Source organism: Xanthomonas sp. WHRI 1810A, assembly GCF_040202885.1.
In the GTDB taxonomy this organism is placed as follows: Bacteria; Pseudomonadota; Gammaproteobacteria; order Pseudomonadales; family Pseudomonadaceae; genus Aquipseudomonas.
This window is the reverse complement of record NZ_JBEGED010000011.1, coordinates 160417-183881: the sequence shown is the minus strand read 5'-3', so window position 1 is coordinate 183881 and position 23465 is coordinate 160417. Positions and strand designations below refer to the sequence as shown.

Annotated in this window: 23 protein-coding genes; 11 read left to right on the top strand and 12 right to left on the bottom strand. The window is 61.0% G+C overall.

Going from position 1 to position 23465, the window contains the following annotated elements; genetic code table 11:
* Window positions 1-182: 182 nt before the first annotated feature.
* The gene (locus tag ABQX22_RS17470) at window positions 183-800 is read right to left on the bottom strand and encodes a c-type cytochrome (RefSeq protein WP_349801117.1); all 618 of its coding nucleotides are present in this window, start codon (window positions 798-800) and stop codon (window positions 183-185) included.
* Window positions 801-1054: 254 nt separating this feature from the next.
* On the opposite strand from ABQX22_RS17470, the gene yihA reads away from it, so the two are divergent.
* Window positions 1055-1690 (top strand): ribosome biogenesis GTP-binding protein YihA/YsxC, encoded by a 636-nt coding sequence (yihA, locus tag ABQX22_RS17465; protein ID WP_441005303.1) that lies wholly within the window; start codon window positions 1055-1057, stop codon window positions 1688-1690.
* A gap of 356 nt (window positions 1691-2046) precedes the next feature.
* Here yihA and polA read toward each other — a convergent pair whose 3' ends face one another.
* Entirely contained in the window at window positions 2047-4809 is a 2763-nt protein-coding gene (gene polA, locus ABQX22_RS17460) for a DNA polymerase I (protein ID WP_349801116.1), read from the bottom strand.
* Between the two features lie 74 nt (window positions 4810-4883).
* Here polA and ABQX22_RS17455 point away from each other — a divergent pair, with 74 nt between their 5' ends.
* Together ABQX22_RS17455 and ABQX22_RS17450 are read left to right on the top strand one after the other, a co-directional pair.
* Window positions 4884-5174 carry a DUF2782 domain-containing protein gene (locus tag ABQX22_RS17455; RefSeq protein WP_349801115.1) on the top strand — a complete coding sequence of 97 codons (291 nt, stop codon included), beginning with the start codon at window positions 4884-4886 and terminating at the stop codon, window positions 5172-5174.
* 32 nt (window positions 5175-5206) lie between these two features.
* Window positions 5207-6157 (top strand): homoserine kinase, encoded by a 951-nt coding sequence (locus tag ABQX22_RS17450; protein WP_349801114.1) that lies wholly within the window; start codon window positions 5207-5209, stop codon window positions 6155-6157.
* A gap of 114 nt (window positions 6158-6271) precedes the next feature.
* On the opposite strand, the gene ABQX22_RS17445 is transcribed toward ABQX22_RS17450, so the two are convergent.
* Window positions 6272-7192, bottom strand: coding sequence for a zinc ABC transporter substrate-binding protein (locus ABQX22_RS17445; protein WP_349801113.1), 921 nt, complete (start codon window positions 7190-7192; stop codon window positions 6272-6274).
* 66 nt (window positions 7193-7258) lie between these two features.
* Here ABQX22_RS17445 and ABQX22_RS17440 point away from each other — a divergent pair, with 66 nt between their 5' ends.
* The 4 genes from ABQX22_RS17440 (at window position 7259) to ABQX22_RS17425 (ending at window position 10185) form a co-directional block, all read left to right on the top strand.
* Entirely contained in the window at window positions 7259-7741 is a 483-nt protein-coding gene (locus ABQX22_RS17440) for a Fur family transcriptional regulator (RefSeq protein WP_349801112.1), read from the top strand.
* Complete coding sequence (gene znuC / locus ABQX22_RS17435) at window positions 7741-8541, top strand: zinc ABC transporter ATP-binding protein ZnuC (RefSeq protein ID WP_349801111.1); 801 nt, start codon at window positions 7741-7743, stop codon at window positions 8539-8541. Before ABQX22_RS17440 ends, znuC begins: the two co-directional genes overlap by 1 nt.
* Complete coding sequence (znuB, locus tag ABQX22_RS17430) at window positions 8534-9316, top strand: zinc ABC transporter permease subunit ZnuB (RefSeq protein WP_349801110.1); 783 nt, start codon at window positions 8534-8536, stop codon at window positions 9314-9316. Before znuC ends, znuB begins: the two co-directional genes overlap by 8 nt.
* A gap of 155 nt (window positions 9317-9471) precedes the next feature.
* Window positions 9472-10185 carry a PA5502 family lipoprotein gene (locus tag ABQX22_RS17425; protein WP_349801109.1) on the top strand — a complete coding sequence of 238 codons (714 nt, stop codon included), beginning with the start codon at window positions 9472-9474 and terminating at the stop codon, window positions 10183-10185.
* A 159-nt stretch (window positions 10186-10344) separates the two neighbouring features.
* Here ABQX22_RS17425 and katE read toward each other — a convergent pair whose 3' ends face one another.
* Window positions 10345-12504 carry a catalase HPII gene (gene katE / locus ABQX22_RS17420; protein ID WP_349801108.1) on the bottom strand — a complete coding sequence of 720 codons (2160 nt, stop codon included), beginning with the start codon at window positions 12502-12504 and terminating at the stop codon, window positions 10345-10347.
* A 378-nt stretch (window positions 12505-12882) separates the two neighbouring features.
* Here katE and ABQX22_RS17415 point away from each other — a divergent pair, with 378 nt between their 5' ends.
* The 3 genes from ABQX22_RS17415 to ABQX22_RS17405 all read left to right on the top strand — a co-directional run bounded on the left by ABQX22_RS17415 (window position 12883) and on the right by ABQX22_RS17405 (window position 15407).
* Window positions 12883-13890: a methionine ABC transporter ATP-binding protein gene (locus ABQX22_RS17415; protein WP_349801107.1), complete on the top strand. Its 1008-nt coding sequence runs from the start codon at window positions 12883-12885 to the stop codon at window positions 13888-13890.
* Window positions 13890-14564, top strand: a complete 675-nt coding sequence (locus ABQX22_RS17410; protein WP_349801106.1) for a methionine ABC transporter permease — start codon at window positions 13890-13892, stop codon at window positions 14562-14564. Before ABQX22_RS17415 ends, ABQX22_RS17410 begins: the two co-directional genes overlap by 1 nt.
* 69 nt (window positions 14565-14633) lie before the next feature.
* Window positions 14634-15407, top strand: a complete 774-nt coding sequence (locus tag ABQX22_RS17405; protein ID WP_349801105.1) for a MetQ/NlpA family ABC transporter substrate-binding protein — start codon at window positions 14634-14636, stop codon at window positions 15405-15407.
* Window positions 15408-15542: 135 nt separating this feature from the next.
* Here ABQX22_RS17405 and ABQX22_RS17400 read toward each other — a convergent pair whose 3' ends face one another.
* From ABQX22_RS17400 to ABQX22_RS17385, 4 genes are all read right to left on the bottom strand, one after another.
* Window positions 15543-16178: an SCO family protein gene (locus tag ABQX22_RS17400; RefSeq protein WP_349801104.1), complete on the bottom strand. Its 636-nt coding sequence runs from the start codon at window positions 16176-16178 to the stop codon at window positions 15543-15545.
* A gap of 143 nt (window positions 16179-16321) precedes the next feature.
* Entirely contained in the window at window positions 16322-17377 is a 1056-nt protein-coding gene (locus tag ABQX22_RS17395; protein WP_349801103.1) for a COX15/CtaA family protein, read from the bottom strand.
* A gap of 12 nt (window positions 17378-17389) precedes the next feature.
* Complete coding sequence (locus ABQX22_RS17390; protein WP_349801102.1) at window positions 17390-17971, bottom strand: hypothetical protein; 582 nt, start codon at window positions 17969-17971, stop codon at window positions 17390-17392.
* Window positions 17949-18713 (bottom strand): SURF1 family protein, encoded by a 765-nt coding sequence (locus ABQX22_RS17385; RefSeq protein ID WP_349801101.1) that lies wholly within the window; start codon window positions 18711-18713, stop codon window positions 17949-17951. Before ABQX22_RS17385 ends, ABQX22_RS17390 begins: the two co-directional genes overlap by 23 nt.
* 71 nt (window positions 18714-18784) lie before the next feature.
* Here ABQX22_RS17385 and ABQX22_RS17380 point away from each other — a divergent pair, with 71 nt between their 5' ends.
* Window positions 18785-18988: a twin transmembrane helix small protein gene (locus ABQX22_RS17380; RefSeq protein WP_349801100.1), complete on the top strand. Its 204-nt coding sequence runs from the start codon at window positions 18785-18787 to the stop codon at window positions 18986-18988.
* Window positions 18989-19099: 111 nt separating this feature from the next.
* On the opposite strand, the gene ABQX22_RS17375 is transcribed toward ABQX22_RS17380, so the two are convergent.
* From ABQX22_RS17375 to coxB, 4 genes are all read right to left on the bottom strand, one after another.
* Window positions 19100-19990 (bottom strand): cytochrome c oxidase subunit 3, encoded by an 891-nt coding sequence (locus tag ABQX22_RS17375; protein ID WP_349801099.1) that lies wholly within the window; start codon window positions 19988-19990, stop codon window positions 19100-19102.
* A gap of 29 nt (window positions 19991-20019) precedes the next feature.
* Complete coding sequence (locus ABQX22_RS17370) at window positions 20020-20595, bottom strand: cytochrome c oxidase assembly protein (RefSeq protein ID WP_349801098.1); 576 nt, start codon at window positions 20593-20595, stop codon at window positions 20020-20022.
* Window positions 20592-22184 carry a cytochrome c oxidase subunit I gene (ctaD, locus tag ABQX22_RS17365; protein WP_349801097.1) on the bottom strand — a complete coding sequence of 531 codons (1593 nt, stop codon included), beginning with the start codon at window positions 22182-22184 and terminating at the stop codon, window positions 20592-20594. Before ctaD ends, ABQX22_RS17370 begins: the two co-directional genes overlap by 4 nt.
* Window positions 22185-22335: 151 nt before the next feature.
* Complete coding sequence (gene coxB, locus ABQX22_RS17360) at window positions 22336-23463, bottom strand: cytochrome c oxidase subunit II (protein WP_349801096.1); 1128 nt, start codon at window positions 23461-23463, stop codon at window positions 22336-22338.
* Between the last annotated feature and the right edge of the window lie 2 nt (window positions 23464-23465).

The window sequence follows — 23465 nt, the reverse complement described above, 5'->3', positions numbered from 1 at the left end:
GGGCATGAAAGTCGCCTCGACGCGACCGCAGTAGGACCGGACGTGGAGGCATGAGTTCGCCAGTGTAACGCCTGCGGCCGCAAAAAAGGGCAGCCGTTCGCTACCCTTTTTGGCCCGCCGACGCAGGATTCATGAACCCATATGTCAAAGCACGCAAATACGCTGCAAGCCTTAATCCGCCCTTAATGCAGGCCTTGGATGTACGCCGATAATGCGTCGATATCCTTGTTGCTCAGCTTCGCCGCGATGCTGCGCATGACCATGGTGTCGCCGTCGTTGGTTCGCTCGCCCTCGCGGAAGGCCGTGAGCTGTTTCTTGATGTAATCGGCGTGCTGGCCGCCCAGATGCGGAAAGCCTGCGGCGGAGTTGCCAGTGCCGTTGGGTGAATGGCAACCGGTGCAGGCGGGCAGGCCTTGATCCAGCTTGCCGCCACGGAACAACGCTTCACCCCGGGCCACAAGATTGGGATCGGCCGCGCCGACGCTGCCTTTCTGGCCGGCGAAGTACGCAGCCATGTCCGCCAGATCCTGATCGTTTGAATTGTTCAGCAGCCCGGTCATTTCCAGCACGACGCGCTTGCCGTCCTTGATCTCATGCAACTGCTTGAGCAGGTAGCGCTGGCCCTGGCCCGCAAGTTTTGGAAAGTTGGGCGCCATACTATTGCCGTCCGGTCCGTGGCAGGCGCCACACACCGCTGTTTTCGCCCGGCCTGCTGCGGGATCGCCTACCACCCCATCAGCAGCCCCGGCAGCGCCCGCCAGCCCCAGCGTCAACAGCAGACTCGCGAATAGTGTGTTCATCGGCTAATCCAAAACGGCGAAAGTGAAAAGTGAATAGCGGGCCCACTCTCTCATCCGGTGGATGATGGTTCGGTAGTCCTCGCTACTGCGGTCCCTGCACAATCCACGCGGCGGCATCAAGTGAAGCATTGCTGTGCGTAAGTCTAGGCGGCCGGGGCGGGTTGTCACCCCGCCGAAGTGTATACTCGCCCCACTGAAACGGATATGAACCACCTTGCCGCCCTCCAGCAGGCAACGTCCCCACCGGAAATCCCATGCAACTGAAGAATCCCATCCTCGGCCTGTGCCAACAGTCCAAGTTCATGCTCAGCGCAGCCAAAGTCGATCAGTGCCCCGACGACGAAGGTTTCGAGGTCGCGTTCGCCGGCCGCTCGAACGCGGGCAAATCCAGCGCGCTCAACACACTGACCCACGCCAGCCTGGCCCGCACCTCGAAAACCCCAGGGCGCACCCAGTTGCTTAACTTCTTCAGTCTGGACGACGATCGACGTCTGGTCGACCTGCCCGGTTACGGTTATGCGAAAGTCCCGATCCCGCTCAAGCTGCACTGGCAGCGTCACCTGGAAGCCTATCTGGGCAGCCGTGAAAGCCTGAAGGGTTTGATCCTGATGATGGACATCCGCCACCCGATGACGGATTTCGACCTGCTGATGCTCGACTGGGCGATTGCCAGCCAGATGCCGATGCACATTCTGCTGACCAAGGCCGACAAGCTGACCTTCGGCGCGGCCAAGAACGTGCTGCTCAAGGTCCAGGCCGACATCCGCAAGGGTTGGGGCGATGCGGTGACCATCCAGCTGTTCTCGGCGCCCAAGCGTCTGGGTCTGGAAGAGGCCTACACCGTGCTGGCGGGCTGGATGGCGCTGGAAGACAAGGCACCTGCGGAGTAATCGCAGGCAAAAAAAACCCCGGACTTCATGTGGGGAGGGGAAGTTCGGGGTTCAAGTTCCGGACCACTAGGGAAAGGTCCAGTTTCTGCCAACACTTAACACAACATAGGAGCTGGATGACTACGTCAGCCATCCGCTAGTTCTGACGGGTTTTGGCCGGTGAAGTTCAAAATTTGTTAGAAGTTTCATACTCGGTAACAGGAACTGTCTTTGATTCTGGGCGCAGCCCGTAGGAGCGCGCTTGCCCGCGATTGTGGTGTTTCAGCGACCCCTTCAGGGCCTGAAGAAATGCAATCGCGGGCAAGCGCGCTCCTACAATGACGTCATGTTCGATGGCGTTATCTGATCAGAGTTGATCAATGCGCCTCGTCCCAGTTATTCCCCACGCCCACTTCCACCAGCAACGGCACGTCCAGCTCAGCGGCGCCGCTCATGTGTACGCGAATCTCCTTGTTGATCTGATCGACCAGGTCTTCGCGCACTTCCAGCACCAGTTCATCGTGGACCTGCAGAATCACGCGGGCGTCCAGCCCGGAGGTGTCCAGCCAGCCGTTCACCGCCACCATCGCGCGCTTGATGATGTCCGCAGCCGTGCCTTGCATTGGCGCGTTGATCGCCATGCGTTCGGCGCCTTTGCGCAGGGCCTGGTTTTTCGCGTTGATGTCCGGCAGATACAGCCGGCGGCCGAAAATCGTTTCAACAAACCCTTGCTCTGCCGCCTGGGTGCGGGTGCGCTCCATGTACTCCAGCACGCCGGGGTAACGGGCGAAATAACGATCCACGTAGGCTTGCGACTGCTTGCGATCGACACCGATTTGCTTGGCCAGCCCGAACGCACTCATGCCGTAGATCAGGCCGAAGTTGATGGCCTTGGCGCTGCGGCGCATGTCATTGGTGACGCCCTCAAGCTCGACGCCGAACACTTCCGACGCCGTGGCCCGGTGCACGTCCAGGTCGTTGCGGAAAGCGTGCAGCAGCCCTTCGTCTTTGGCCAGATGCGCCATGATCCGCAGTTCGATTTGCGAGTAGTCCGCCGCTAACAGCTTGTAGCCCTGCGGCGCCACGAACGCCTGACGGATGCGACGACCTTCTGCGGTGCGAATCGGGATGTTCTGCAGGTTCGGATCACTGGACGACAAACGCCCGGTAACCGCGACCGCCTGATGGTAAGAGGTGTGAATACGCCCGGTGCGCGGGTTGATCTGCTCCGGCAAACGATCGGTGTATGTACTTTTCAGCTTGCTCATCGAGCGGTACTGCATCAGCACCTTGGGCAGCGGGAAATCCTGCTCGGCCAGCTCCTGCAACACCGCTTCGGCGGTCGACGCCTGGCCGGTAGCAGTCTTGCTGATGATCGGCATGCCGAGCTTTTCATACAAGATCACGCCCAGTTGCTTGGGTGAGCCGAGGTTGAATTCCTCACCCGCGATGGCGAAGGCCTCACGCTCAAGCTCGGTCATCTTGTTGCCCAGCTCAACGCTCTGGATGCCCAGCAGCTTGGCGTCGACGTACGCACCCTGTCGCTCGATACGCGCCAGCACCGGCATCAGCGGCATCTCGATATCGTTGAGCACCGGCGCCAGTGTCGGGATGGCGGCCAGCCGCGCTTGCAAGGTTTCGTGCAGGCGCAGGGTCAGGTCGACTTCTTCGGCGGCGTAGATCCCGGCCTGCTCCAGCGCGATCTGATCGAAGCTTAACTGCTTGGCGCCTTTGCCCGCGATCTCCTGGAAATTCACCGGCGTGTGATTCAGGTACTTGGCCACGAGGCTGTCGCGGTCATGACGGGTGGCGGTGGAGTCGAGCACATAGGATTCGAGCATGGTGTCGAACTTGACGCCCTGCACGCTGATGCCCTGCGCCTGATCGCCATCGATGGCGCAATTGGCCAGCAGATTGATCGCGAACTTGGCGTGCTGGCCGACCTTGATCTTGGTCGGGTCCTCCAGCATCGGCTTGACTGCCTTGAGCACCGCGTCGCGGTCCAATTGCTGCGGCACGCCCATGTAAGAGTGGGTCAGCGGAATGTAAGCGGCTTCGTGGGTCTGGATGGCAAAGGAAATGCCGACGATCTGCGCCCGTTGCGCGTCGGTGCCGTTGCTATGCACCACGAAGGCGAACAGCTTGGCGTCCTGAAGCTTCTTGAGCCAGTCGTCGAATTGCGTCTGCTCAAGGATCAGTTCGTACTTGGCTTCTATGATCGGCGCCTGCTCTTCAACGACGATTTCCTTCCCGGCCTGTCTGGCATCGCGCTGCAGGTCTTCGATCCAGCTCTTGAATTCAAGCTCGGTGTAGAGCGCCATCAGTGCATCGTGATCCGGTTCGCCGCAATGCAGGGCGTCCAGCTCGATGTCCAGCGGGACATCGATTTTGATCGTCGCGAGTTGGTAGGACAGGAACGCCATATCGCGATGCTCTTCCAGCTTGGCCGCCAGCGATTTGGCCCCGCGCAGGGTCAGCGTCGCGACCTTGTCCAGATTCTCGTACAGCTCTTTCAAGCCGCCGTTGATGCCGGTGAGCAAACCGGCTGCGGTCTTTTCACCGACGCCAGGCACGCCGGGGATGTTGTCGACTTTGTCGCCCATCAGCGCCAGATAATCGATGATGTGCTCGGGACCGACACCGAACTTCTCCTTCACGCCCGCCACATCCAGCACGCTGCCGGTCATGGTGTTGACCAACGTAATGTGCCCGTCGACCAACTGCGCCATGTCCTTGTCGCCGGTGGAAATCACCACCGGCCGATCCGCCGCCGCACTGCTGCGCGCCAACGTGCCGATCACGTCGTCGGCTTCAACGCCTTCCACACACAGCAGCGGGTAACCCAGGCCCTTGACGCAGGCGTGGAGCAGGTCGACCTGCACGCGCATGTCATCGGGCATGCTTGGGCGATTGGCTTTGTATTCGGCGAACATTTCGTCGCGAAACGTCCCGCCCTTGGCATCGAACACCACGGCAAACGGGCTTTGCGGGTACTGACGACGCAGGCTTTTGAGCATATTCAGCACGCCCTTGACCGCCCCGGTGGGCAGGCCCTTGGACGTGGCCAGCGGCGGCAGCGCGTGAAAGGCGCGGTACAGATAAGAAGAACCGTCCACCAGGACGAGGGGGGCTTGGCTCATGGGCAGAATCAACCTTTTCGGCGGGTCCGGCGCTAGAATGCGTGGACCGTTGACGACAAAGGAGCAAGGTTATCATGCGCGGGGTAAATCGCCTGTTGCTGGCAAGCGTCTTGTCTGTTTGTCCGTTGATAGCACTGGCTGCCGATGATCAAGCGCCGACGGCTGAGCCTGACGTGACGATCAGCCATGATGGCGATACCTTGATTCAGGAATATCGCGTGAACGGTTTTGTGTATGCGGTCAAGATTACGCCCAAGCACGGCAAACCGTATTTTCTGGTGCGCGCCGACGGTACCAGCGCGCAGTTCATCCGGTCCGATCAGCCGGACATGCTGATTCCCCAGTGGGAAATTTTCAGCTGGTAACGCCCTACATTCACTCTATTTGGCAGTCTTATATGTCGGTTTTTACTCCCCTGGCTCGCCCCGAGCTGGAAGCTTTTCTGGCCCCCTACGGGCTTGGCCATCTGCGTGACTTTCAGGGCATTGCCGCCGGAAGTGAAAACACCAATTTCTTCATCAGCCTGGAGCAGGGCGAGTTTGTCCTGACCCTGGTCGAACGCGGTCCGGTCCAGGAAATGCCGTTCTTCATTGAACTGCTGGACGTGCTGCACGATGTGAACCTGCCGGTTCCCTACGCGCTGCGCACCACCGACGGCCAGGCGCTGCGTGAGCTCAAAGGTAAACCGGCGCTGCTGCAACCGCGTCTGCCCGGTAAACATCCCACCACCCCCAATACCCAGCACTGTGTGCAGATCGGCGAGCTGATGGGCCGCATGCACCTGGCAACCCGCGAGCATGTACTGGAACGCAAAACCGATCGCGGGCTCGACTGGATGCTGGAAGAAGGCCGCAATTTCATCTCGCACCTGGACGATGCTCAAGGAGCGTTGCTGAAAACGGCCATTGAAGAGATCGAGCGTCATCACGCGCAGATCATGGCCTTGCCCCGCGCCAACCTGCACGCCGACCTGTTCCGCGACAACACGCTGTTTGAAGGCACGCACCTGACCGGCGTGATCGACTTCTACAACGCCTGCTCCGGGCCGATGCTGTACGACGTGGCAATTGCGGTGAACGACTGGGCTTCCCATCAGGACGGCACCGTCGACGCCCCTCGCGCCCGGGCGGTGCTCGGTGCCTACGCCGGGCTGCGGCCTTTCACTGCCGCCGAAGCCGAGCTATGGCCAACGATGCTGCGCGTGGCCTGCGTGCGGTTCTGGCTGTCACGCCTGATTGCAGCGGAATCGTTTGCCGGGCAGGACGTGCTGATTCACGACCCGATGGAGTTTCAAAAGCGGCTGGAACAGCGTCAGGAGACGCACATTCCGTTGCCGTTTGCGTTGTAACGACGAGCCGCTGTAGGAGCGCGCTTGCCCGCGAAAGCATTGGGTCAATGGACATCCGCCTTTCTGACCCACCGCAATCGCGGGCAAGCGCGCTCCTACCGGAAGGCTGGAGCGTTACAAACTTTCCAGACACCTCGCCAGATCATCCCCCAGCTTTTGCAGCAACTGCTCGTATCCTTGAGCCGTGGCGGGGGTGTAGCCGCCCAGGCCATCCAGTTCCGCCAGTTTCACCGGCAAACCCGCGCTCAGGGTTTGCGCCAGTCGCGGCCGCAGCGGCGGTTCGCTGAACACACAGGTCTTGCCAAAGGCGGCCAGTCGCTTGCGCATCTCGGCCACGTGCTGCGCGCCGGGCTGCACTTCACCGCTGACGGTGAACACGCCGGCATGGGAGAGCCCGTACGTCTCCTCGAAATAATCGAACGCCTCATGAAAAACGAAGTATTTCTTGTCGGTGATCCCCGCTACCCGCGCCTTGATCTTCGCGTCCGTGGCATCCAGACGCTCGCTGAAAGCCTTGGCATTACTCTGGTAACGCGCGGCGTTGTCCGGATCCGCCACGCTGAGGTCCGCCGCCATCTTCGCCGCAATCACCCGCGCATTGACCGATGACAGCCACAAGTGAGCATCCAGGCTTCCGGGGCGATGATCGTGGTCATGTTCGTCCTCATCGCCATCGTCATGGGCGGCACCTGCGGTGAAATGCCGCAAGTGCATGCCCGGCAATGACTGCACGGGAATTGAAGGCAGGGTTCGACTCGCCAGCACGCGCGGCAGGAAGGTTTCCATGTCGGGGCCGATCCAGTACAGCAGGTCGACCTCATTTACGCGCCGTACGTCGGAAGGGCGCAGGGCGTAGTTATGGGGCGATGCACCGGGCGGCAACAGCACCTCCGGAACGGCGACGCCATCCTGCACAGCCGCTGCAATCAACTGCAGCGGCTTGATGCTGGTAAGCACGCGGACCTCGGCCTGGGCAGGAGAAATAGTCAGCAATCCGAGGAAGGAGGCGACGAACAGCAAAAAAAGTCGGGACACGGAGACCACTCACGGGGACAGGAACAGGTAACATAATAACGTCTCTCACAAAAGTCGTCTCCGCCCATGCCCAAAACACCGCTGGCCAGCCGTCCCCATGATCACTCTCACTGCGTGCATTCAGCTCTGGCCGAAGCCGACACGCTGTGCGCCGGTAAAGGGCTGCGCCTGACCGCGCTACGGCGTCGGGTGCTGGAGCTGGTCTGGCAGAGCCATAAACCACTGGGCGCCTACGACATCCTGGCAGTACTCAGCGAAGAGGACGGACGCCGCGCGGCGCCGCCTACCGTGTATCGCGCGCTGGATTTCCTGCTGGAAAACGGTCTGGTTCACCGCATTGCGTCGCTGAACGCCTTCGCGGGCTGCAATCACCCGACCCACGCGCACCAGGGCCAATTCCTGATTTGCCGCGAATGCCACGCCGCCATTGAGTTGCAGCATCCGGCAATCAGTGACGCGATCATCAGCGCCGCCAGGGAAGTGGGCTTTGCCGTCGAAACCCAGACCGTCGAAGTGGTGGGCATTTGCACCGGCTGCAAGGCTGCCTGATGACCGATGCGCTGATTCGTCTGAACGATGTCGTGGTCACCCGCGCCGGGCAAAGCGTGCTGGAAAACATTCAGCTGAGCGTCAGTCCGGGGGAGATCGTGACCCTGATCGGCCCCAACGGCGCCGGCAAGACCACGCTGGTGCGTGCGGTGCTGGGCTTGCTCAAACCGGACTCAGGCAGCGTCTGGCGCAAACCCAGATTGCGCATCGGCTACATGCCGCAAAAATTGCACATCGACGCCACGCTGCCGTTGTCGGTTCTGCGGTTCCTGCGCCTGGTGCCGGGTGTCAGCCGTGCCACCGCGCAGTCGGCCCTGGCGGAAGTGGGCGCGGAGAAGGTCATCGACAGCCCGTTGCAGGGGATTTCTGGTGGGGAGATGCAACGCGTGCTGCTGGCCCGCGCCCTGTTGCGCCAACCAGAGCTGCTGGTGCTCGATGAGCCCGTGCAGGGCGTGGACGTCGCCGGGCAGGCGGAGCTTTACGCGCTGATCACCCAATTGCGCGACCGACACCAATGCGGCGTGCTGATGGTGTCTCACGATCTGCACCTGGTCATGAGCACCACCGATCAAGTCGTCTGCCTCAATCGCCACGTGTGTTGCTCGGGCCATCCTGAGCAGGTGAGCAGTGACCCGGCGTTCATCGAGCTGTTCGGCCAGCACGCGCCCAGCCTTGCGATCTACCACCATCATCACGACCACGCCCACGACCTGCATGGCGCCGTGTGCGCCTCGCCTCCTGGCACAACGCCGGACCACACCCACGAACACCGTCACGGAGATGGCTGCAAGCATGGCTGACTTTCTTTTGTATGCCTTGCTCGCAGGCCTCTCCCTGGCCGTCGTTGCCGGTCCCCTGGGATCTTTCGTGGTGTGGCGCCGCATGGCGTATTTCGGTGACACGCTTTCACACGCAGCGCTGTTGGGTGTGGCGATGGGTTTTCTGCTGGATGTCAGCCCGGCGATTGCAGTGACGGTAGGCTGTCTGCTGCTGGCGATCCTGCTGGTTACCCTGCAACAGCGCCAGCCGCTGGCGTCGGACACGCTGCTGGGGATTCTCGCGCCGAGCACACTGTCCCTCGGGCTGGTGGTGCTGAGCTTCATGCACGACGTGCGAATCGACCTGATGGGCTACCTGTTTGGCGACCTGCTGGCGATCAGCCCGACTGATCTGGCCTGGATATTAGGCGGCAGCGCTGCGGTGCTGATCTTGATTGCTGCACTGTGGCGACCGCTGCTGGCCATCACCGTGCACGAAGAACTGGCAATGGTGGAAGGGTTGCCCGTCGCCGCACTGCGCATGACGCTCATGCTGCTGATTGCGGTGGTGATCGCCGTGGCGATGAAAATCGTCGGCGTGCTGCTGATTACCTCGTTGCTGATCATCCCGGCCGCTGCGGCACAGCGTCACGCCCGGTCGCCTGAGCAAATGGCGGTGGGCGCCAGTATCATCGGCATCGTGGCCGTCTGCGGCGGACTGGCATTGTCCTGGTTCAAAGACACGCCCGCAGGCCCGTCTATTGTGGTTTCTGCTGCCGCATTGTTCCTGCTGAGTTTCGTTTTACCCAAGCGGTAGAACCTTGTACTGGAAGAACAGTCATACTCGGCGATAATGGATGGCGGCAATATGCAATGACAGTGTCACGCCGCGACAGAGAGATCAGTTATTTTCGGTGCAAGGTACTTATGTGTAGACTTGCTCGTTTTTTGCGCAAATAGAGAATCGCAGGAATGAAGCCGTACGCATCCCGTCATCTGCTGCTTGCTGCATTTACCCTTCTGTTGGCAGCCTGCCAGAATCAGCCCGTCGAGGCGCCCGTACCGGTTGCGCCGCCCGACGCATATCAACAGCTGGAGAAAAACATCGCCAGCAGCGAACTGGCCACGGCGGAAGACCAATTGGCCGCGCTGCAAGCCAAGGCACCGGACGATCCGCGTCTTGAGCAGGTTCAGCGTGAGCTGGCTGAGGCCTATTTGAGCCGTAGCCAGATCGTATTGCAGAAGGGCGATGTCAATGCAGCCGCTACCGCACTGAGCCGTGCCCGTGCCTTGATGCCCAAAGCCCCGGCGCTGACCAGCGGCGTCAATGGCGCGATCGCCAATGCGCGCAAGGCCGAACTGGAGAAGGCAGAAGCCGAACTCAAGGCCGCTGAAGCCAAGCGCATTGCCAAGGTGATCGATCCTTCGGTCGAGAGCACGACCCTCGAACTGAAGATCGGCGATATGAAGCAGCTGCGTCGTCAACTGAGCGACATCGCGGCAGACGTCATCGCGTTCAACTGCGAGGTTGTGCTGCAGGTGCCCAGGATCGACGATTACCCGTGGCTGGCGACCTTGCTCCACAAACGCGTAGTGAAGATCAATCCGGACTTCGAGCTTCAGTTACGTCGCCAGGTAGAGAAGGGCGAACCGGCTCAGGTGATTTTGAAGCCGGCCAAGCTTTGATCTGACGCCAGACCAAAAAAGGCGCTGCCCTCACGGGCAGCGCCTTTTTTTTGCCTCATCGTTGTCCTGTAGGAGCGAATTCATTCGCGAGGCGGCCTGCATGACACACCGCAAAACCGCCTCGCCAACAAGTTGGCTCCTACAGAAACAGCAAGCGCCTTACGCCGGAACAGCCTTGGCCTTCGGCTCACGCGCCCAGACGCGGTGTTGCTTCATGGCGTCGAAGAAGGCATCGAACGACTTGCTGTCCGAAACCGCCAACAGACCGGCATCTTCCTCAAGGCGCAGCAGCGTGATCAGCTCTTTGGCCTCACCGCTGAACGAGATGGCTTTGAGGTGCTTGTACGCTTCCAGCACGTAATGCAACGCTACGCCATCGCCGCTCAGGGCTTTAACCGACGCCGCACCGCCCGGAATGAACACCGCATCGAACGCAACCGATGGCAGGCCTTCCTGCGAGGCGTCCACTGCCAGCGTTTGTCCGCCAGCGGTGGTCACAGGTGCAGAGGTAGGGCCGAGCACCTTGGCGTGAGCGCCTTGGGCTTCGACAGCCGCCTTCATCGCTGCCACCGCTTTGTCGTCCACGCCGTCAGCCACCAGGATCGCGACTTTGCGCGACGAGATGTCGGCAGGCAGCAAATTGGCCTGGCTGAGAAGCGGCGACTTGTCGACCGTCTTCTTGGTGGCGGTCCGGGCAGGTACGGTGCCAGCAGTAGGCGCCTGCAGACCCAGGTTCGCCGCGACCCGGCTGGCCAGTTCCAGATCGATGTTGGCCAGGATCTCATTGACCTGACGTGCGCGGATGTACTCGCGCTCGACCTTGCCCAACTCGAAGCTGTACGCCGCGATGATGTGCTCTTTCTCGTGGTGGCTCATGCTGTTGAAGAACAACGTGGCCTGGGAGAAATGGTCGCCAAACGACTCACTGCGCTCACGCACCTTCTCGGCTGAGACGCGCTCATGATAGGTTTCAAACCCACCGTCAATCGGCGCTGCGGGGGTTTCTTTCGGCCAGCCGCCATCAATGGAGTTCGGCTCGTACGAGGCGCGACCCTTGTCGATGGTCATGCGGTGTTGAGCGTCACGCTGGCCGTTGTGGTTCGGCGACACCGGACGGTTGATCGGGATCTCGTGGAAGTTCGGACCACCCAGACGGCTGATCTGCGTATCGGTGTATGAGAACAGACGGCCCTGCAACAGTGGGTCGTTGGAGAAGTCGATACCCGGCACGACGTGGCCTGGGCAGAATGCAACCTGCTCAGTCTCGGCGAAGTAGTTGTCCACGTTGCGGTTGAGCACCATCTTGCCCAGCGGCGTCACGGGAACCAGTTCTTCCGGGATGATCTTGGTCGGGTCAAGCAGGTCGAAGTCGAAATTGTGCTCGTCTTCTTCCGAGACCAGCTGAACGCCCAATTCCCATTCCGGGTAGTCGCCCATCTCGATGGATTCAGACAGGTCGCGGCGGTGGAAGTCAGTGTCTTTACCGGCCAGCTTCTGCGCCTCGTCCCACACCAGCGAGCAGGTGCCGTATTTTGGCTTCCAGTGGAACTTGGCGAACGTGGACTTACCTTCGGCGTTAATCAGGCGGAAGGTGTGGATGCCGAAACCCTGCATGCTGCGCAGGCTTTTCGGAATCGCCCGGTCGGACATGGTCCACAGCACCATGTGCGCGGACTCAGGCACCAGCGATACGAAATCCCAGAACGTGTCGTGGGCCGAACCACCGGTGGGGATTTCGTTGTGCGGCTCAGGTTTCACGGCGTGTACGAAGTCCGGAAACTTGATGGCGTCCTGAATGAAGAACACCGGCATGTTGTTGCCGACCAGGTCGTAGATACCTTCGTCGGTATAAAACTTGACCGCGAAGCCACGTACGTCACGCACGGTATCGCCGGAACCGCGTGGGCCCTGCACGGTGGAGAAACGCACAAACACCGGGGTTTTCTTGCCCGGATCGCGCAAGAACTCAGCCTTGCTCAGGGCGCTGTGGTTTTCGTACGTCTGAAAGTAGCCATGCGCGCCCACGCCGCGGGCGTGAACGATGCGCTCTGGAATGCGCTCATGGTCAAAGTGCGTGATCTTTTCACGCATGATGAAATCTTCAAGGAGCGACGGGCCGCGCGCGCCGACTTTGAGTGTGTTCTGGTTGTCGGAGACCTTCACGCCCTGGTTAGTGCGCAGTGCCTGACCGGTTGCGTCGGAGCGGAACTGATCCAGGCTGTCGAGTTTGGTGTTGGTATTACCCTTGTCCAGCGTGTCGGTGCCTGCCAACTCGCTGGTCGTGCCATCGGGCGTACTGCTTGGTTTATTGGTAGCCATCAGACAAAAACTCCTCGGTTCGGAACGGCCCACGTGTAGGAAACGAGAGTGGGCTCAATAGGCAAAACTCCCCGGTACAGCGCAGGGAAGTTTTCGGTGCTTAGGTAATGACTGGTACCCAAACTTGGCGTTCCCTTTATTTTCCAACCTTTGGTCTACCTTTCGTGCGGGCCTAGACAAGGGGGCGTTATTACCTTTGAGCAGGTCATCTGCGAAATAAATGCTAACAACGCTGGGCTCAACCCCGGCGGTACAGGCTAAAATGCGCGCCCGGTTTATCCAGCCGAGGCGATAGCTCCAGGCATGCATCGCCCCAGCAGTTGACGCGCGTCCTGTCCGTCGGCTGATTTTCTACCGCGCCCCCACAAGGTTCGCCACGTGATCGAGTTTCATAACGTCCATAAAACCTATCGGGTTGCCGGCAGGGAAATTCCCGCCTTGCACCCGACCAGCCTGCGCGTTGAAAACGGCCAGGTGTTCGGCCTGATCGGCCATTCCGGCGCCGGCAAAAGCACCCTGCTGCGCTTGATCAACCGCCTTGAAGCGCCCAGCGGCGGCAAGATTCTGGTCGACGACGAAGACGTCACTGCGCTTGATGCCACGGGCCTGCGTCGGTTTCGCCGGCAGGTCGGGATGATCTTCCAGCACTTCAATCTGCTGTCCTCCAAGACTGTCGCTGACAACGTCGCCATGCCGCTGACCCTGGCCGGGGACATGTCCACCGATCAGATCAATCAGCGAGTGACCGAGTTGCTGGCGCGGGTCGGCCTGTCGGATCACGCGAAAAAATACCCCTCGCAACTCTCGGGCGGCCAGAAGCAGCGCGTCGGCATCGCCCGCGCACTGGCCACCAAACCGAAAATACTGTTGTGCGACGAGGCCACGAGCGCCCTTGATCCGCAGACCACGGCCTCGGTCCTGCAACTGCTGGCCGAAATCAATCGCGAGCTGAATCTGACCATCGTGCTGATCACTCACGAGATGGACGTGATCCGCAGGGTCTGCGATCACGTGGCCGTGATGGACGCCGGCGTGATCGTCGAGCAGGGCGCGGTGGCAGAGGTGTTCCTGCATCCGAAGCACCCGACGACCAAGCGCTTCGTGCAGGAAGACGAGCAGATTGACGAGAATGAACAACGCAATGACTTCGCTCACGTCGAAGGCCGCATCGTGCGCCTGACGTTTCAGGGCCAGGCGACCTACGCGCCGCTGCTGGGCACCGTGGCCCGCGAAACAGGCGTGGACTACAGCATCCTCGCCGGTCGTATCGATCGCATCAAGGACACCCCCTACGGGCAACTGACGCTGGCCATCACCGGTGGCGACATGGACGCGGCGTTTGCGCGCTTCACCGCGGCCGACGTACACATGGAGGTGCTGCGCTGATGGACGCTTTCATCAATCTGTTCTCGAACGTCGACTGGTATGAAATCTGGGTTGCCACCGGTGACACGCTGATCATGCTGGGCGTGTCCCTGGGCTTCACCATTGTGCTCGGCCTGCCCCTGGGCGTGCTGATGTTCCTGACCTCACCGCGCCAATTGCTGGAGAACAAACCGCTGTACGCCACGGTGGGTTTGATCGTCAACATGCTCCGTGCGCTGCCCTTCATCATCCTGCTGATCGTGATGATGCCGCTGACCGAAGTCATCACCGGCACCTCGCTGGGCATCCTCGGCACCTTGCCGCCGCTGATTGCCGGTGCCACGCCGTTCTTCGCCCGGCTGGTGGAAACCGCGCTGCGTGAAGTGGATCGCGGGATCATCGAGGCCATCCAGGCCATGGGCGCCACGACGCGGCAGATCATCGTCAAGGCGCTGCTGCCCGAAGCACGGCCGGGCATTCTCGCCGCGATTACGGTCACGGCCATCGCCCTGGTGTCGTTCACCGCGATGGCCGGTGCCGTAGGTGCGGGCGGCCTGGGTGACCTGGCGATTCGTTACGGATATCAGCGCTTCCAGAACGATGTGATGTTTGTGACGGTCGTATTGCTGCTGGTGCTGGTGCAGATCCTGCAAACCGTCGGCGACAAACTGGTCGCCCACTTCTCACACCGTTAAGAGAATTAGCCGATTGCTGATCGGCAGATGCACGCTGTATTTCTGCAGCGTGCATTCAAGGAGTAACGCATGAAAAAGTTATTGGCGGCCTTTGCCGCTGTTGTTGCCCTGTCGGCGCACGCCGATGAAACCCTGACCGTTGCGGCCAGCGCCGTGCCCCACGCCGAGATCCTCGAGTTCGTCAAACCGATGCTTGCCAAAGAAGGCGTCACGCTGGAGGTCAAGGTCTTCAACGACTACGTGCAACCCAACGTGCAGGTCGATCAGAAGCGCATGGACGCCAACTTCTTCCAGCACCAGCCGTATCTGGATGAGTTCAACAAGGGCAAAGGCACGACGCTGGTGAGCGTGGGCAAGGTTCACGTTGAGCCCTTCGGCGCGTACTCCGACAAACTCAAGAGCCTCGCCGAACTGCCGGACGGCGCCACCGTTGCGATGCCCAACGACGCGACCAACGAAGGCCGCGCCTTCCTGCTGCTGGCCAAGGCCGGGCTGATCACGTTGAAAGACCCGAGCAATATCCTGTCGACGCCGCGCGATGTGGACCAGAACCCGAAAAACCTGAAATTCCGTGAGCTCGAAGCGGCGACCCTGCCGCGGGTGCTGACCCAGGTGGATCTGGCGCTGATCAACACCAACTACGCGCTGACCGCCAAGCTGGACCCGACCAAGGATGCGCTAATCATCGAGGGGGCTGAATCGCCGTATGCCAACATCCTGGTGACCCGTCAGGACAACAAGGACGCACCCGCCATCCAGAAGCTGGTCGCCGCGCTGCACAGCCCGGAAACCAAAGCGTTCATTCTGGAGAAATACAAAGGCGCGGTGGTTCCGGCGTTTTGATCAGGACCTCGCGGCAAGCACGCCCATTGTAGGAGCGCGCTTGCCCGCGAAGGCTTGGGTACATTCAACACATTCTCGGCGCCTGATCCATTCATCGCGGGCAAGCGCGCTCCTACAGTGTTTTCAGCAAGATCCTTACTGCCTCTCAACCAACCCCGGCAACTGCGCCACCAGCTTCTGGCCATTCAACGGCGCGCGGATAAACCCGCGTTGCGTGCCGTCGGGGCCTAGGAGGGCGAGGTTGCCGCTGTGGTCGACCGTGTAGTTGGGCTTGCTGGTGTCGGCCGGGATGTACGGAATGCTGACCGCGCTGGCGATTTTCTGCAGATCGCCCACCGATGAAGCAGTCAGCCCGATGAACGACTTGTCGAAATACCCCAGGTAGGTCTTCAACTGCTGCCGCGTGTCCCGGTTCGGGTCAACGCTCACCAGCACAATCCTCAGTTTGTCCGCCGCCGCCCTGGGCAGTTCGCTCTTGATCTGGCGCAGTTGGGCGAGGGTGGTCGGGCAAATGTCCGGGCAGAAGGTGTAGCCGAAAAACAGCAGCGTCCAGCCGTCTTTCAACTGGTCCATGACCACGGGCTGGCCGTCCTGGTCGATCATTTTCAGGTCAGGCAGGTTGCGGCTTTGCGGCAGCAGAATCACTCCGGCATCGATCAACGCGGTCTGATCGCCCTGGCCTTTGCCGGACAGCACGCGGTTAACGGTCAGGCCAAGAATCAACGCAACGATGGCCACAAGGATGAAGACGGTTTTCTGGGTTCGGGTCATAAATTCAACACTAAGTAGTGATCCACGAGCAGCGCGATGAACAGCAGGAACAAGGCGTCAATCGAGAACTTGAACCTGTTGATCGCCGCATGCGGCCGAGCGCCACGGTACAACACGCCGGCCCAATACAGAAAGGCGGAGCATCACCGACGCTGGCCGAGATGCAGCATCACATGGGCGTAATGCCAGAGGCTGGCCACGCGGGCGGGTGCGGCCACCTGGACCGCGCGAACCCGGTAGTTGATCAACGTCATTGTCAGCATCAACGCCGCGCCGCCTGCGTTGTGAGCAACCGCAACCCCCAGCGGCAGGTGAAACACCACATTGCTCACGCCCAGCGCGATCTGCACGCCGAGCGCCAGCAGCAACAGCCGCGCCATGTTGTTGAGGCCCTCGCGATAGAGCTGCCAGGCCAGCACAAGCAACGACAGCGTCACCCCTACCGCGCCGATCCGATGGGTCAGGTGGATTGCGGTTCGCGCGTTGCTGTCCAGTTGCCCGCCCAGGTAATTGGGGCCGATGTGTTGGGTGAGATGAAAGCCGTTGGCAAAATCGGTGTCAGGCCACCATTGGCCGTGACAGGTTGGCAGATCAACGCAGGCCAAGGCCGCGTAATTGGCGCTGACCCAGCCGCCCAGCACAATTTGCAGCACCACCAGCGCCAGCCCCACCGCCGCCAGACGGCGTAATCGGTTCGGGATCTGCGGCAGCGCGTCACACCGGCCACTCAGGCGCAGCGTCAGCAAAAACAGCAGACTCAGGGTCATGACGCCGCCCAGCAAATGAGCGGTCACCACCTGCGGCCACAACTTGAGCGTCACCGTCCACATGCCGAACGCGGCCTGGCCGAACACCACGCCCAGCAGCATCAGAGGCAGACGCACCGGCTGACCCGCGATGTGCCGCCGATGCCAGGCGTGCACGCCCAACATCATGATCATCAACGCCAGCCCGCCGGCGAAGTAGCGATGAATCATCTCATTCCGCCCCTTGTGCGCTTCAACCGGCGCATGGGGAAAGCGCACCTGGGCGTACACCAGTTGCACGTCGGTTTTGGGCACGCTGATGAAGCCGTAGCAGCCGGGCCAGTCCGGGCAGCCAAGGCCGGCGTGGGTGAGACGCGTGTAGGCACCGAGCAGAATGACCACCAGCGCCAATCCCGTGGCCAACAGCGCAAGACGAAATCCGGGTTTGGGCATGGCGAAATACCTTTATCCGATATTCGACAGTTTGAGCAGCTGACGCAGGTCGTTGAGCACGTCCTTGCCGTTCACTTCAGCGCCATAGCGCAGCACCAGATTGCCGTGGGGATCGACGATCCACAGTTGCGGCAACTCAACGCCCGGGGCCGTGCGCTTATAGCGCTTCAAGTCCAGCGGGTAGCGCTGCAACTGCGGATACTCACGGGTCAGCCGGGCTTCGTATTCGGGACTGAGGGGCTGGCTGGTGGTGATGGCATGGCTGGCGCGAGAGGCGTCGCGGCCCAGGCCAATCTGGATCTGCCGCGCGAGGTACACCAGTTGCTGGCAGTCGGCCGCGCACTCCCCAGGTGCGGTCACCAACAGTTGCCAGCGCTTCTCGTCGGACTGCACGCCAAGCTCGGCCCGCGTTTCGCCGGTGCCGATCAGTTCGCCATGAAAGCTGCGGTTGTCAGGTACCCAGAATTTGAGCTTGTACATGCTGGTGGCAAGGATCATCGGCCCAATCGCCACGAGCAGCACAAGAATCAGCTGCAATCGCCCCTTGCGGCGACTGTTCGGCGCGCGGTTTTCAGACGTGCTGGCTGGACTCATAGCCGTTCCCATGGGGGTTCTCCTTGTTTTTATTGTTCTTGCGGCGTTTTGTCTGAGTCCAACCCAGGTACAGATAGAGCCCGACCAGTGCGGTGGCCATGGCAAACCACTGCACGGCGTAGCCCAGATGCTTTTCCGGCCCCATCGACACCACCGGCCAATCCAGTCGATAGGCCGCCGGGCCCGACTCAAGACGCAACTCGTGGGCGAAACCCTCGCGTCCGGTCTCGCTCCAGACCCTGGCCGGATCAATCACTGTGACCAGCCGGGGCCACGCGCCACCCGCAGCATCCGGGTGCAGCTGGAACGTGGCGCCGGGGGAAATGTAGACCCAGGTGTCGAGGCTCAGGGGTTCGACCGGCGTGTCGAAAGAGGGCGGCGTACGACGGTCGGGCCAGGGCAGCCAGCCACGGTTGACCATCAACCACAGGCCACTGACCTGATCGTGGAAGGGCTGGATCAGCTCGACGCCGACTTTGCCGTCGCGGGTGCTGTTGTCGAGCAACAGACTGTGATCGGCATCGAACGTCCCGCGCAGCTGCACACGGCGAAAAGCAGCGTCGGCCATCGTGGGTAGCGCTTGAGCGGGCACTGCGGGCGCAACGCGGCGCTCTGCATACGTGACGAGCATGAGGCGCTTTTCTTCCCCACGGCCCAACTGCCAGAAGCCCAGCGACACGAACAACGGCAGCATCACCAACATCACCAGGGTTGGCGCAACACCGGGCCGGAAGCGCTTCATCAGGCGCTCCGGTTCAGCGGATGAGCCACACCTATACTCCGTTGCATAGCGTTTGCTCCTGGAGTTGCCCCATGCTCAAAGCGGCGATTGTTTTCATGCTCGGCGCCACGGTGATCAGTCTGTTCAGCGGCCTGTTCTTCCTGGTCAAGGACGAGGCCTCGTCGAGCCGCCTGCTCAAGGCCCTGACCGTACGCGTGTGCTGCGCCGCCATCACCCTGGCGCTGATCACCTACGGGTTCTACAGCGGCAAACTGGTGACGCATGTGCCGTGGTGACCGAACACGGACAATTGTAGGAGCGCGCTTGCCCGCGATGGCGTCGAGTCAGACGGTGCAGAGTTGTTTGACACACCGCAATCGTGGGCAAGCGCGCTCCTACACGTTTGCTTAAAACACATACACAAAAACAAACAATCCCACCCACACCACGTCCACAAAGTGCCAATACCAACTGGCCGCCTCGAACCCGAACTGGTGCTCGGCATCGAAGTGCCCGCGCAACACCCTCATCAGCATCACGAACAAAATGATCGTGCCGATGGTGACGTGGGCGCCGTGAAAGCCGGTGAGCATGAAGAACGTTGCGCCGTAAATGCCTGAACCCAGCGTCAGGCCCAGCTCGGTGTAGGCGTGGTGATATTCCTCGACTTGCAGGGTCAGGAAGCTCAGGCCCAGCAAAATCGTCAGCGCCAGCCACAATTTCAATGCGCTGCGATGACCCTTCTTCAGCGCATGGTGAGCCATGGTCACGGTCCCGCTGGAGCTGACCAGCAACACCGTGTTGATCAGCGGCAGGTGCCAGGGGTCGATGACGTCCTTGGGTGCCGGAAACATCTTCGGGTCCGGTGTGTGCAGCAACGGCCAGGTGTATTGAAAGTTCGGCCACAGCATGTGCGTGATGCCCTTTGATCCTTCACCCCCGAGCCAAGGGCCAGTCCACATGCGCACGTAAAACAGCGTTCCGAAGAACGCCACGAAAAACATCACTTCCGAGAAGATGAACCAGCCCATGCCCCAGCGGAACGAGCGGTCCATCTGCGCGCTGTAGAGACCGGCGCGGCCTTCTTTGACCACCGTGCTGAACCAGCCGAACATCATGTACGCGACCATCAACCCGCCCACCAACAGAATCCACGGACCGTGAGAGTCCGGCCGCGTGGCCTTCATGTCGTTGAACCAGGTGGCCAGCCCGTACATCGTCACCAACATGCCGGAGGTGGCGATGATCGGCCATTTGCTCTGCGCCGGAACGTAGTAGTGCTCATGCGGCGTTGCCATGTCTTGCTCTCCTTCTCAGGCGCGCCGGCCTAACCACCGGTTTTGATAACGGGGTTGGTGGATGCGACACGCACAACCGGCTGCATGCGCGCGGTGACGTCGAACAGCGTGTAGGCGAGGGTCAGGTGCTTCACGTCCTGGGGCAGATCGCGGTCGACGATGAAGCGCACCGGCATTTCAATGCGCTCGCCCGGCTGCAGCCTTTGCTGCGTGAAGCAAAAGCATTCGGTCTTGTGGAAGTACACGGCCGCCGTACTGGGGGCAATGCTCGGCACGGCCTGGGCGGTCATGGGTTTATCGGTGGGGTTCTGCGCGACGAAGAGCATTTCGTTGACCGCGCCGGGGTGGACGTTCAATTCCTCGGCCTTTGGATAAAAGCCCCACGGCATGTCCGCCGAATTGGTGGACAGAAACTGCACGCGCACCTGACGACCCTGGTCGACAACCTGGCTTTGGCGGTACTGATCGCCGGTTTTGCCATTGATGCCCAGCGCCTTGCACATCACGTCGTACAGCGGCACCAGGGCGAAGCCAAACGCAAACATCGCCACCACCAGGATCAGCAGGCGAAAGATGAGCGGCCGGTTCGGTTGTGCGGCGTTCATTTCACCTCCGGTGGCGTGACGAAGGTGTGGTACGGCGCAGGCGAAGGCACGGTCCACTCCAGCCCGTCGGCGCCATCCCAGGGTTTGGCGGGAGCAGGGGCACCGCCGCGAATGGTCTTGATCACGATGAACAGAAAGAAAATCTGCGTCGCGCCGAACGTGAACGCGCCAATCGAAGAGACCATGTTGAAATCGGCGAACTGCAGGTTGTAGTCCGGCACCCGGCGCGGCATGCCGGCCAGCCCGACGAAGTGCATCGGAAAGAACGCCATGTTCATGCCGATGAAAGACAACCAGAAGTGCAGCTTGCCCAGGGTTTCGTCGTACATGTGGCCGGTCCATTTCGGCAGCCAGTAATAGGCCGACGCAAAGATGCCGAAGATCGCGCCGGGCACCAGCACGTAGTGGAAATGAGCGACCACAAAATAGGTGTCCTGGTACTGGAAATCCGCCGGTGCAATCGCCAGCATCAGCCCGGAGAACCCCCCGATGCTGAACAGAATCACGAACGCCACGGCAAACAGCATCGGCGTCTCGAACGTCAGCTCGCCCTGCCACATGGTACTGACCCAGTTGAAGACCTTTACCCCGGTCGGCACGGCGATCAGCATCGTGGCGTACATGAAGAACAGCTCGCCCACCAGCGGGATGCCCACCACGAACATGTGGTGGGCCCACACGATGAACGACAGTAACGCAATGGCGGCGGTGGCGTAGACCATCGAGGTGTAGCCAAACAACGGCTTGCGCGAGAACGCCGGGATGATCGAACTGACCGCCCCGAACGCCGGCAGGATCATGATGTAGACCTCGGGGTGTCCGAAGAACCAGAACACATGCTGGAACAGCACCGGGTCTCCGCCGCCGGCTGCGTTGAAAAAGCTGGTGCCGAAATGGATGTCCATGAGCATCATGGTCACGCAACCGGCCAGCACCGGCATTACGGCGATCAGCAGAAAAGCGGTGATCAGCCAGGTCCAGACGAACAGCGGCATTTTCATCAGGGTCATGCCGGGGGCGCGCAGGTTGAGGATGGTGGCGATGACGTTGATCGCACCCATGATCGAGCTGATGCCCATCAGGTGAATGGCGAAGATGAAGAAGGTCACGCTTTCCGGGGCGTAGGTCGTGGACAGCGGGGCGTAGAACGTCCAGCCGAAGTTCGGCCCGCCGCCCGGTGAGAACAGCGTCGACACCAGCAACAGAAACGCGGCCGGTAACAGCCAGAAACTGAAGTTGTTCATGCGCGGCAACGCCATGTCAGGGGCGCCGATCATCAGCGGGATCATCCAGTTCGCCAGGCCCACGAACGCGGGCATCACGGCGCCAAACACCATCACCAGCCCGTGCATGGTGGTCATCTGGTTGAAGAACGCCGGCTCGACAATCTGCAGCCCCGGCTGAAACAGCTCGGCGCGGATCACCATGGCAAACGAGCCGCCCAGCAGGAACATGGTGAAGCTGAACCACAGGTACAGTGTGCCGATGTCCTTGTGGTTGGTGGTCAGCAGCCAACGCGTCAAACCCTTGGCCGGTCCGTGCACCTGCTCGGCGCCTGCGTGGCCATGGTCATCGATCACTGCACTCATGTTCTGTCTCCTGCGGTTTCCTGTTCCCGCGGCCCATATCTGTAGGAGCGCGCTTGCCCGCGATGGCGTCGAGTCAGACAAGGCAGCGCTGCTTGACACACCGCCATCGCGGGCAAGCGCGCTCCTACAATTTGCGGTGATTTGAGCCCATTCATTTCGCATCCGCCTGCTTCAGGGTCAGCACGTCCTGGGGCGTGACCATGTCGCCCTTGTTATTGCCCCACGCATTGCGCTCGTAGGTGATGACGGCGGCGATGTCGACTTCCGACAGCTGCTTGCCGAACGCCGCCATCGCAGTGCCTGGACGCCCGTGGAAGACAACATTGAGGTGTTCTTCTTTCGGGCCGGTGGCCACCTTCGAGCCCTTGAGCGCCGGGAACATGGGCGGCAGGCCCTGGCCCTCCGCCTGGTGACAGGCCACGCAGGTGGTGTGATAAATCTTGTCACCGCGCGCCGCCAACTCCTCCAGCGTCCATTCCTTGCTGGTCAGCTCCTTGAGTTTGGCCGCTTCTGCCTTGCGCTCGCCCAGCCAGGCGTCGTAGTCGGCCGGCGACTTGGCCTCGACCACGATCGGCATGAAGCCGTGGTCCTTGCCGCACAGTTCGGTGCACTGGCCACGGTAAATGCCGGGCTTCTCGATGCGGGTCCAGGCCTCGTTGACGAAGCCGGGGATGGCGTCGCGCTTGACGGCAAAGGCGGGCACCCACCAGGAGTGAATGACGTCAGCGGCAGTCACCAGAAAGCGGATCTTGACCCCCACCGGCAGCACCAGTGGCTGATCGACCTCGAGCAAATAGTGTTCGCCCTTGGCTTCCTTGTTGTGGATCTGATCGGAGGGTGTCGCCAGGTTGCTGAAGAATTCGACGTCCTGGCCCAGGTATTTGTAATGCCACTTCCACTGATAACCCGTGATCTGGATATCCAGCCCGGATTCCGTGTTGTCGTACATTCTGATCAGGGTGCGGGTGGCAGGAACGGCCATGACGATGAGTATCAACAGCGGCACCACGGTCCACATGATCTCGACTTTGGTGCTCTCGTGGAACCTGGCGGCGACCTGCCCGGTGGAGCGCCGATGAACGATCATCGACCAGAACATTGCGCCGAACACGACAATCCCGATCACCACACAGATCCAGAAAATGATCATGTGCAGGTCGAAGACGTCGCGACTCACCTCGGTCGCACCCGGGGCCATATTCGTCGTCCAGACCGCGTGCGCCTGACCGACTATCGACCACAACAGCAGCCCCATCCAGACGTGTGGATGCCGCATCATTG

What these genes read in the sequence shown, in the direction of transcription:
- ABQX22_RS17470 (WP_349801117.1), bottom strand. Translation starts at nt 800, where the DNA reads ATGAACACACTATTCGCGAGTCTGCTGTTGACGCTGGGGCTGGCGGGC.
- yihA (WP_441005303.1), top strand. Translation starts at nt 1,055, where the DNA reads ATGCAACTGAAGAATCCCATCCTCGGCCTGTGCCAACAGTCCAAGTTC.
- polA (WP_349801116.1), bottom strand. Translation starts at nt 4,809, where the DNA reads ATGAGCCAAGCCCCCCTCGTCCTGGTGGACGGTTCTTCTTATCTGTAC.
- ABQX22_RS17455 (WP_349801115.1), top strand. Translation starts at nt 4,884, where the DNA reads ATGCGCGGGGTAAATCGCCTGTTGCTGGCAAGCGTCTTGTCTGTTTGT.
- ABQX22_RS17450 (WP_349801114.1), top strand. Translation starts at nt 5,207, where the DNA reads ATGTCGGTTTTTACTCCCCTGGCTCGCCCCGAGCTGGAAGCTTTTCTG.
- ABQX22_RS17440 (WP_349801112.1), top strand. Translation starts at nt 7,259, where the DNA reads ATGCCCAAAACACCGCTGGCCAGCCGTCCCCATGATCACTCTCACTGC.
- znuC (WP_349801111.1), top strand. Translation starts at nt 7,741, where the DNA reads ATGACCGATGCGCTGATTCGTCTGAACGATGTCGTGGTCACCCGCGCC.
- znuB (WP_349801110.1), top strand. Translation starts at nt 8,534, where the DNA reads ATGGCTGACTTTCTTTTGTATGCCTTGCTCGCAGGCCTCTCCCTGGCC.
- ABQX22_RS17425 (WP_349801109.1), top strand. Translation starts at nt 9,472, where the DNA reads ATGAAGCCGTACGCATCCCGTCATCTGCTGCTTGCTGCATTTACCCTT.
- katE (WP_349801108.1), bottom strand. Translation starts at nt 12,504, where the DNA reads ATGGCTACCAATAAACCAAGCAGTACGCCCGATGGCACGACCAGCGAG.
- ABQX22_RS17410 (WP_349801106.1), top strand. Translation starts at nt 13,890, where the DNA reads ATGGACGCTTTCATCAATCTGTTCTCGAACGTCGACTGGTATGAAATC.
- ABQX22_RS17405 (WP_349801105.1), top strand. Translation starts at nt 14,634, where the DNA reads ATGAAAAAGTTATTGGCGGCCTTTGCCGCTGTTGTTGCCCTGTCGGCG.
- ABQX22_RS17400 (WP_349801104.1), bottom strand. Translation starts at nt 16,178, where the DNA reads ATGACCCGAACCCAGAAAACCGTCTTCATCCTTGTGGCCATCGTTGCG.
- ABQX22_RS17395 (WP_349801103.1), bottom strand. Translation starts at nt 17,377, where the DNA reads ATGCCCAAACCCGGATTTCGTCTTGCGCTGTTGGCCACGGGATTGGCG.
- ABQX22_RS17390 (WP_349801102.1), bottom strand. Translation starts at nt 17,971, where the DNA reads ATGAGTCCAGCCAGCACGTCTGAAAACCGCGCGCCGAACAGTCGCCGC.
- ABQX22_RS17385 (WP_349801101.1), bottom strand. Translation starts at nt 18,713, where the DNA reads ATGAAGCGCTTCCGGCCCGGTGTTGCGCCAACCCTGGTGATGTTGGTG.
- ABQX22_RS17380 (WP_349801100.1), top strand. Translation starts at nt 18,785, where the DNA reads ATGCTCAAAGCGGCGATTGTTTTCATGCTCGGCGCCACGGTGATCAGT.
- ABQX22_RS17375 (WP_349801099.1), bottom strand. Translation starts at nt 19,990, where the DNA reads ATGGCAACGCCGCATGAGCACTACTACGTTCCGGCGCAGAGCAAATGG.
- ABQX22_RS17370 (WP_349801098.1), bottom strand. Translation starts at nt 20,595, where the DNA reads ATGAACGCCGCACAACCGAACCGGCCGCTCATCTTTCGCCTGCTGATC.
- ctaD (WP_349801097.1), bottom strand. Translation starts at nt 22,184, where the DNA reads ATGAGTGCAGTGATCGATGACCATGGCCACGCAGGCGCCGAGCAGGTG.
- coxB (WP_349801096.1), bottom strand. Translation starts at nt 23,463, where the DNA reads ATGATGCGGCATCCACACGTCTGGATGGGGCTGCTGTTGTGGTCGATA.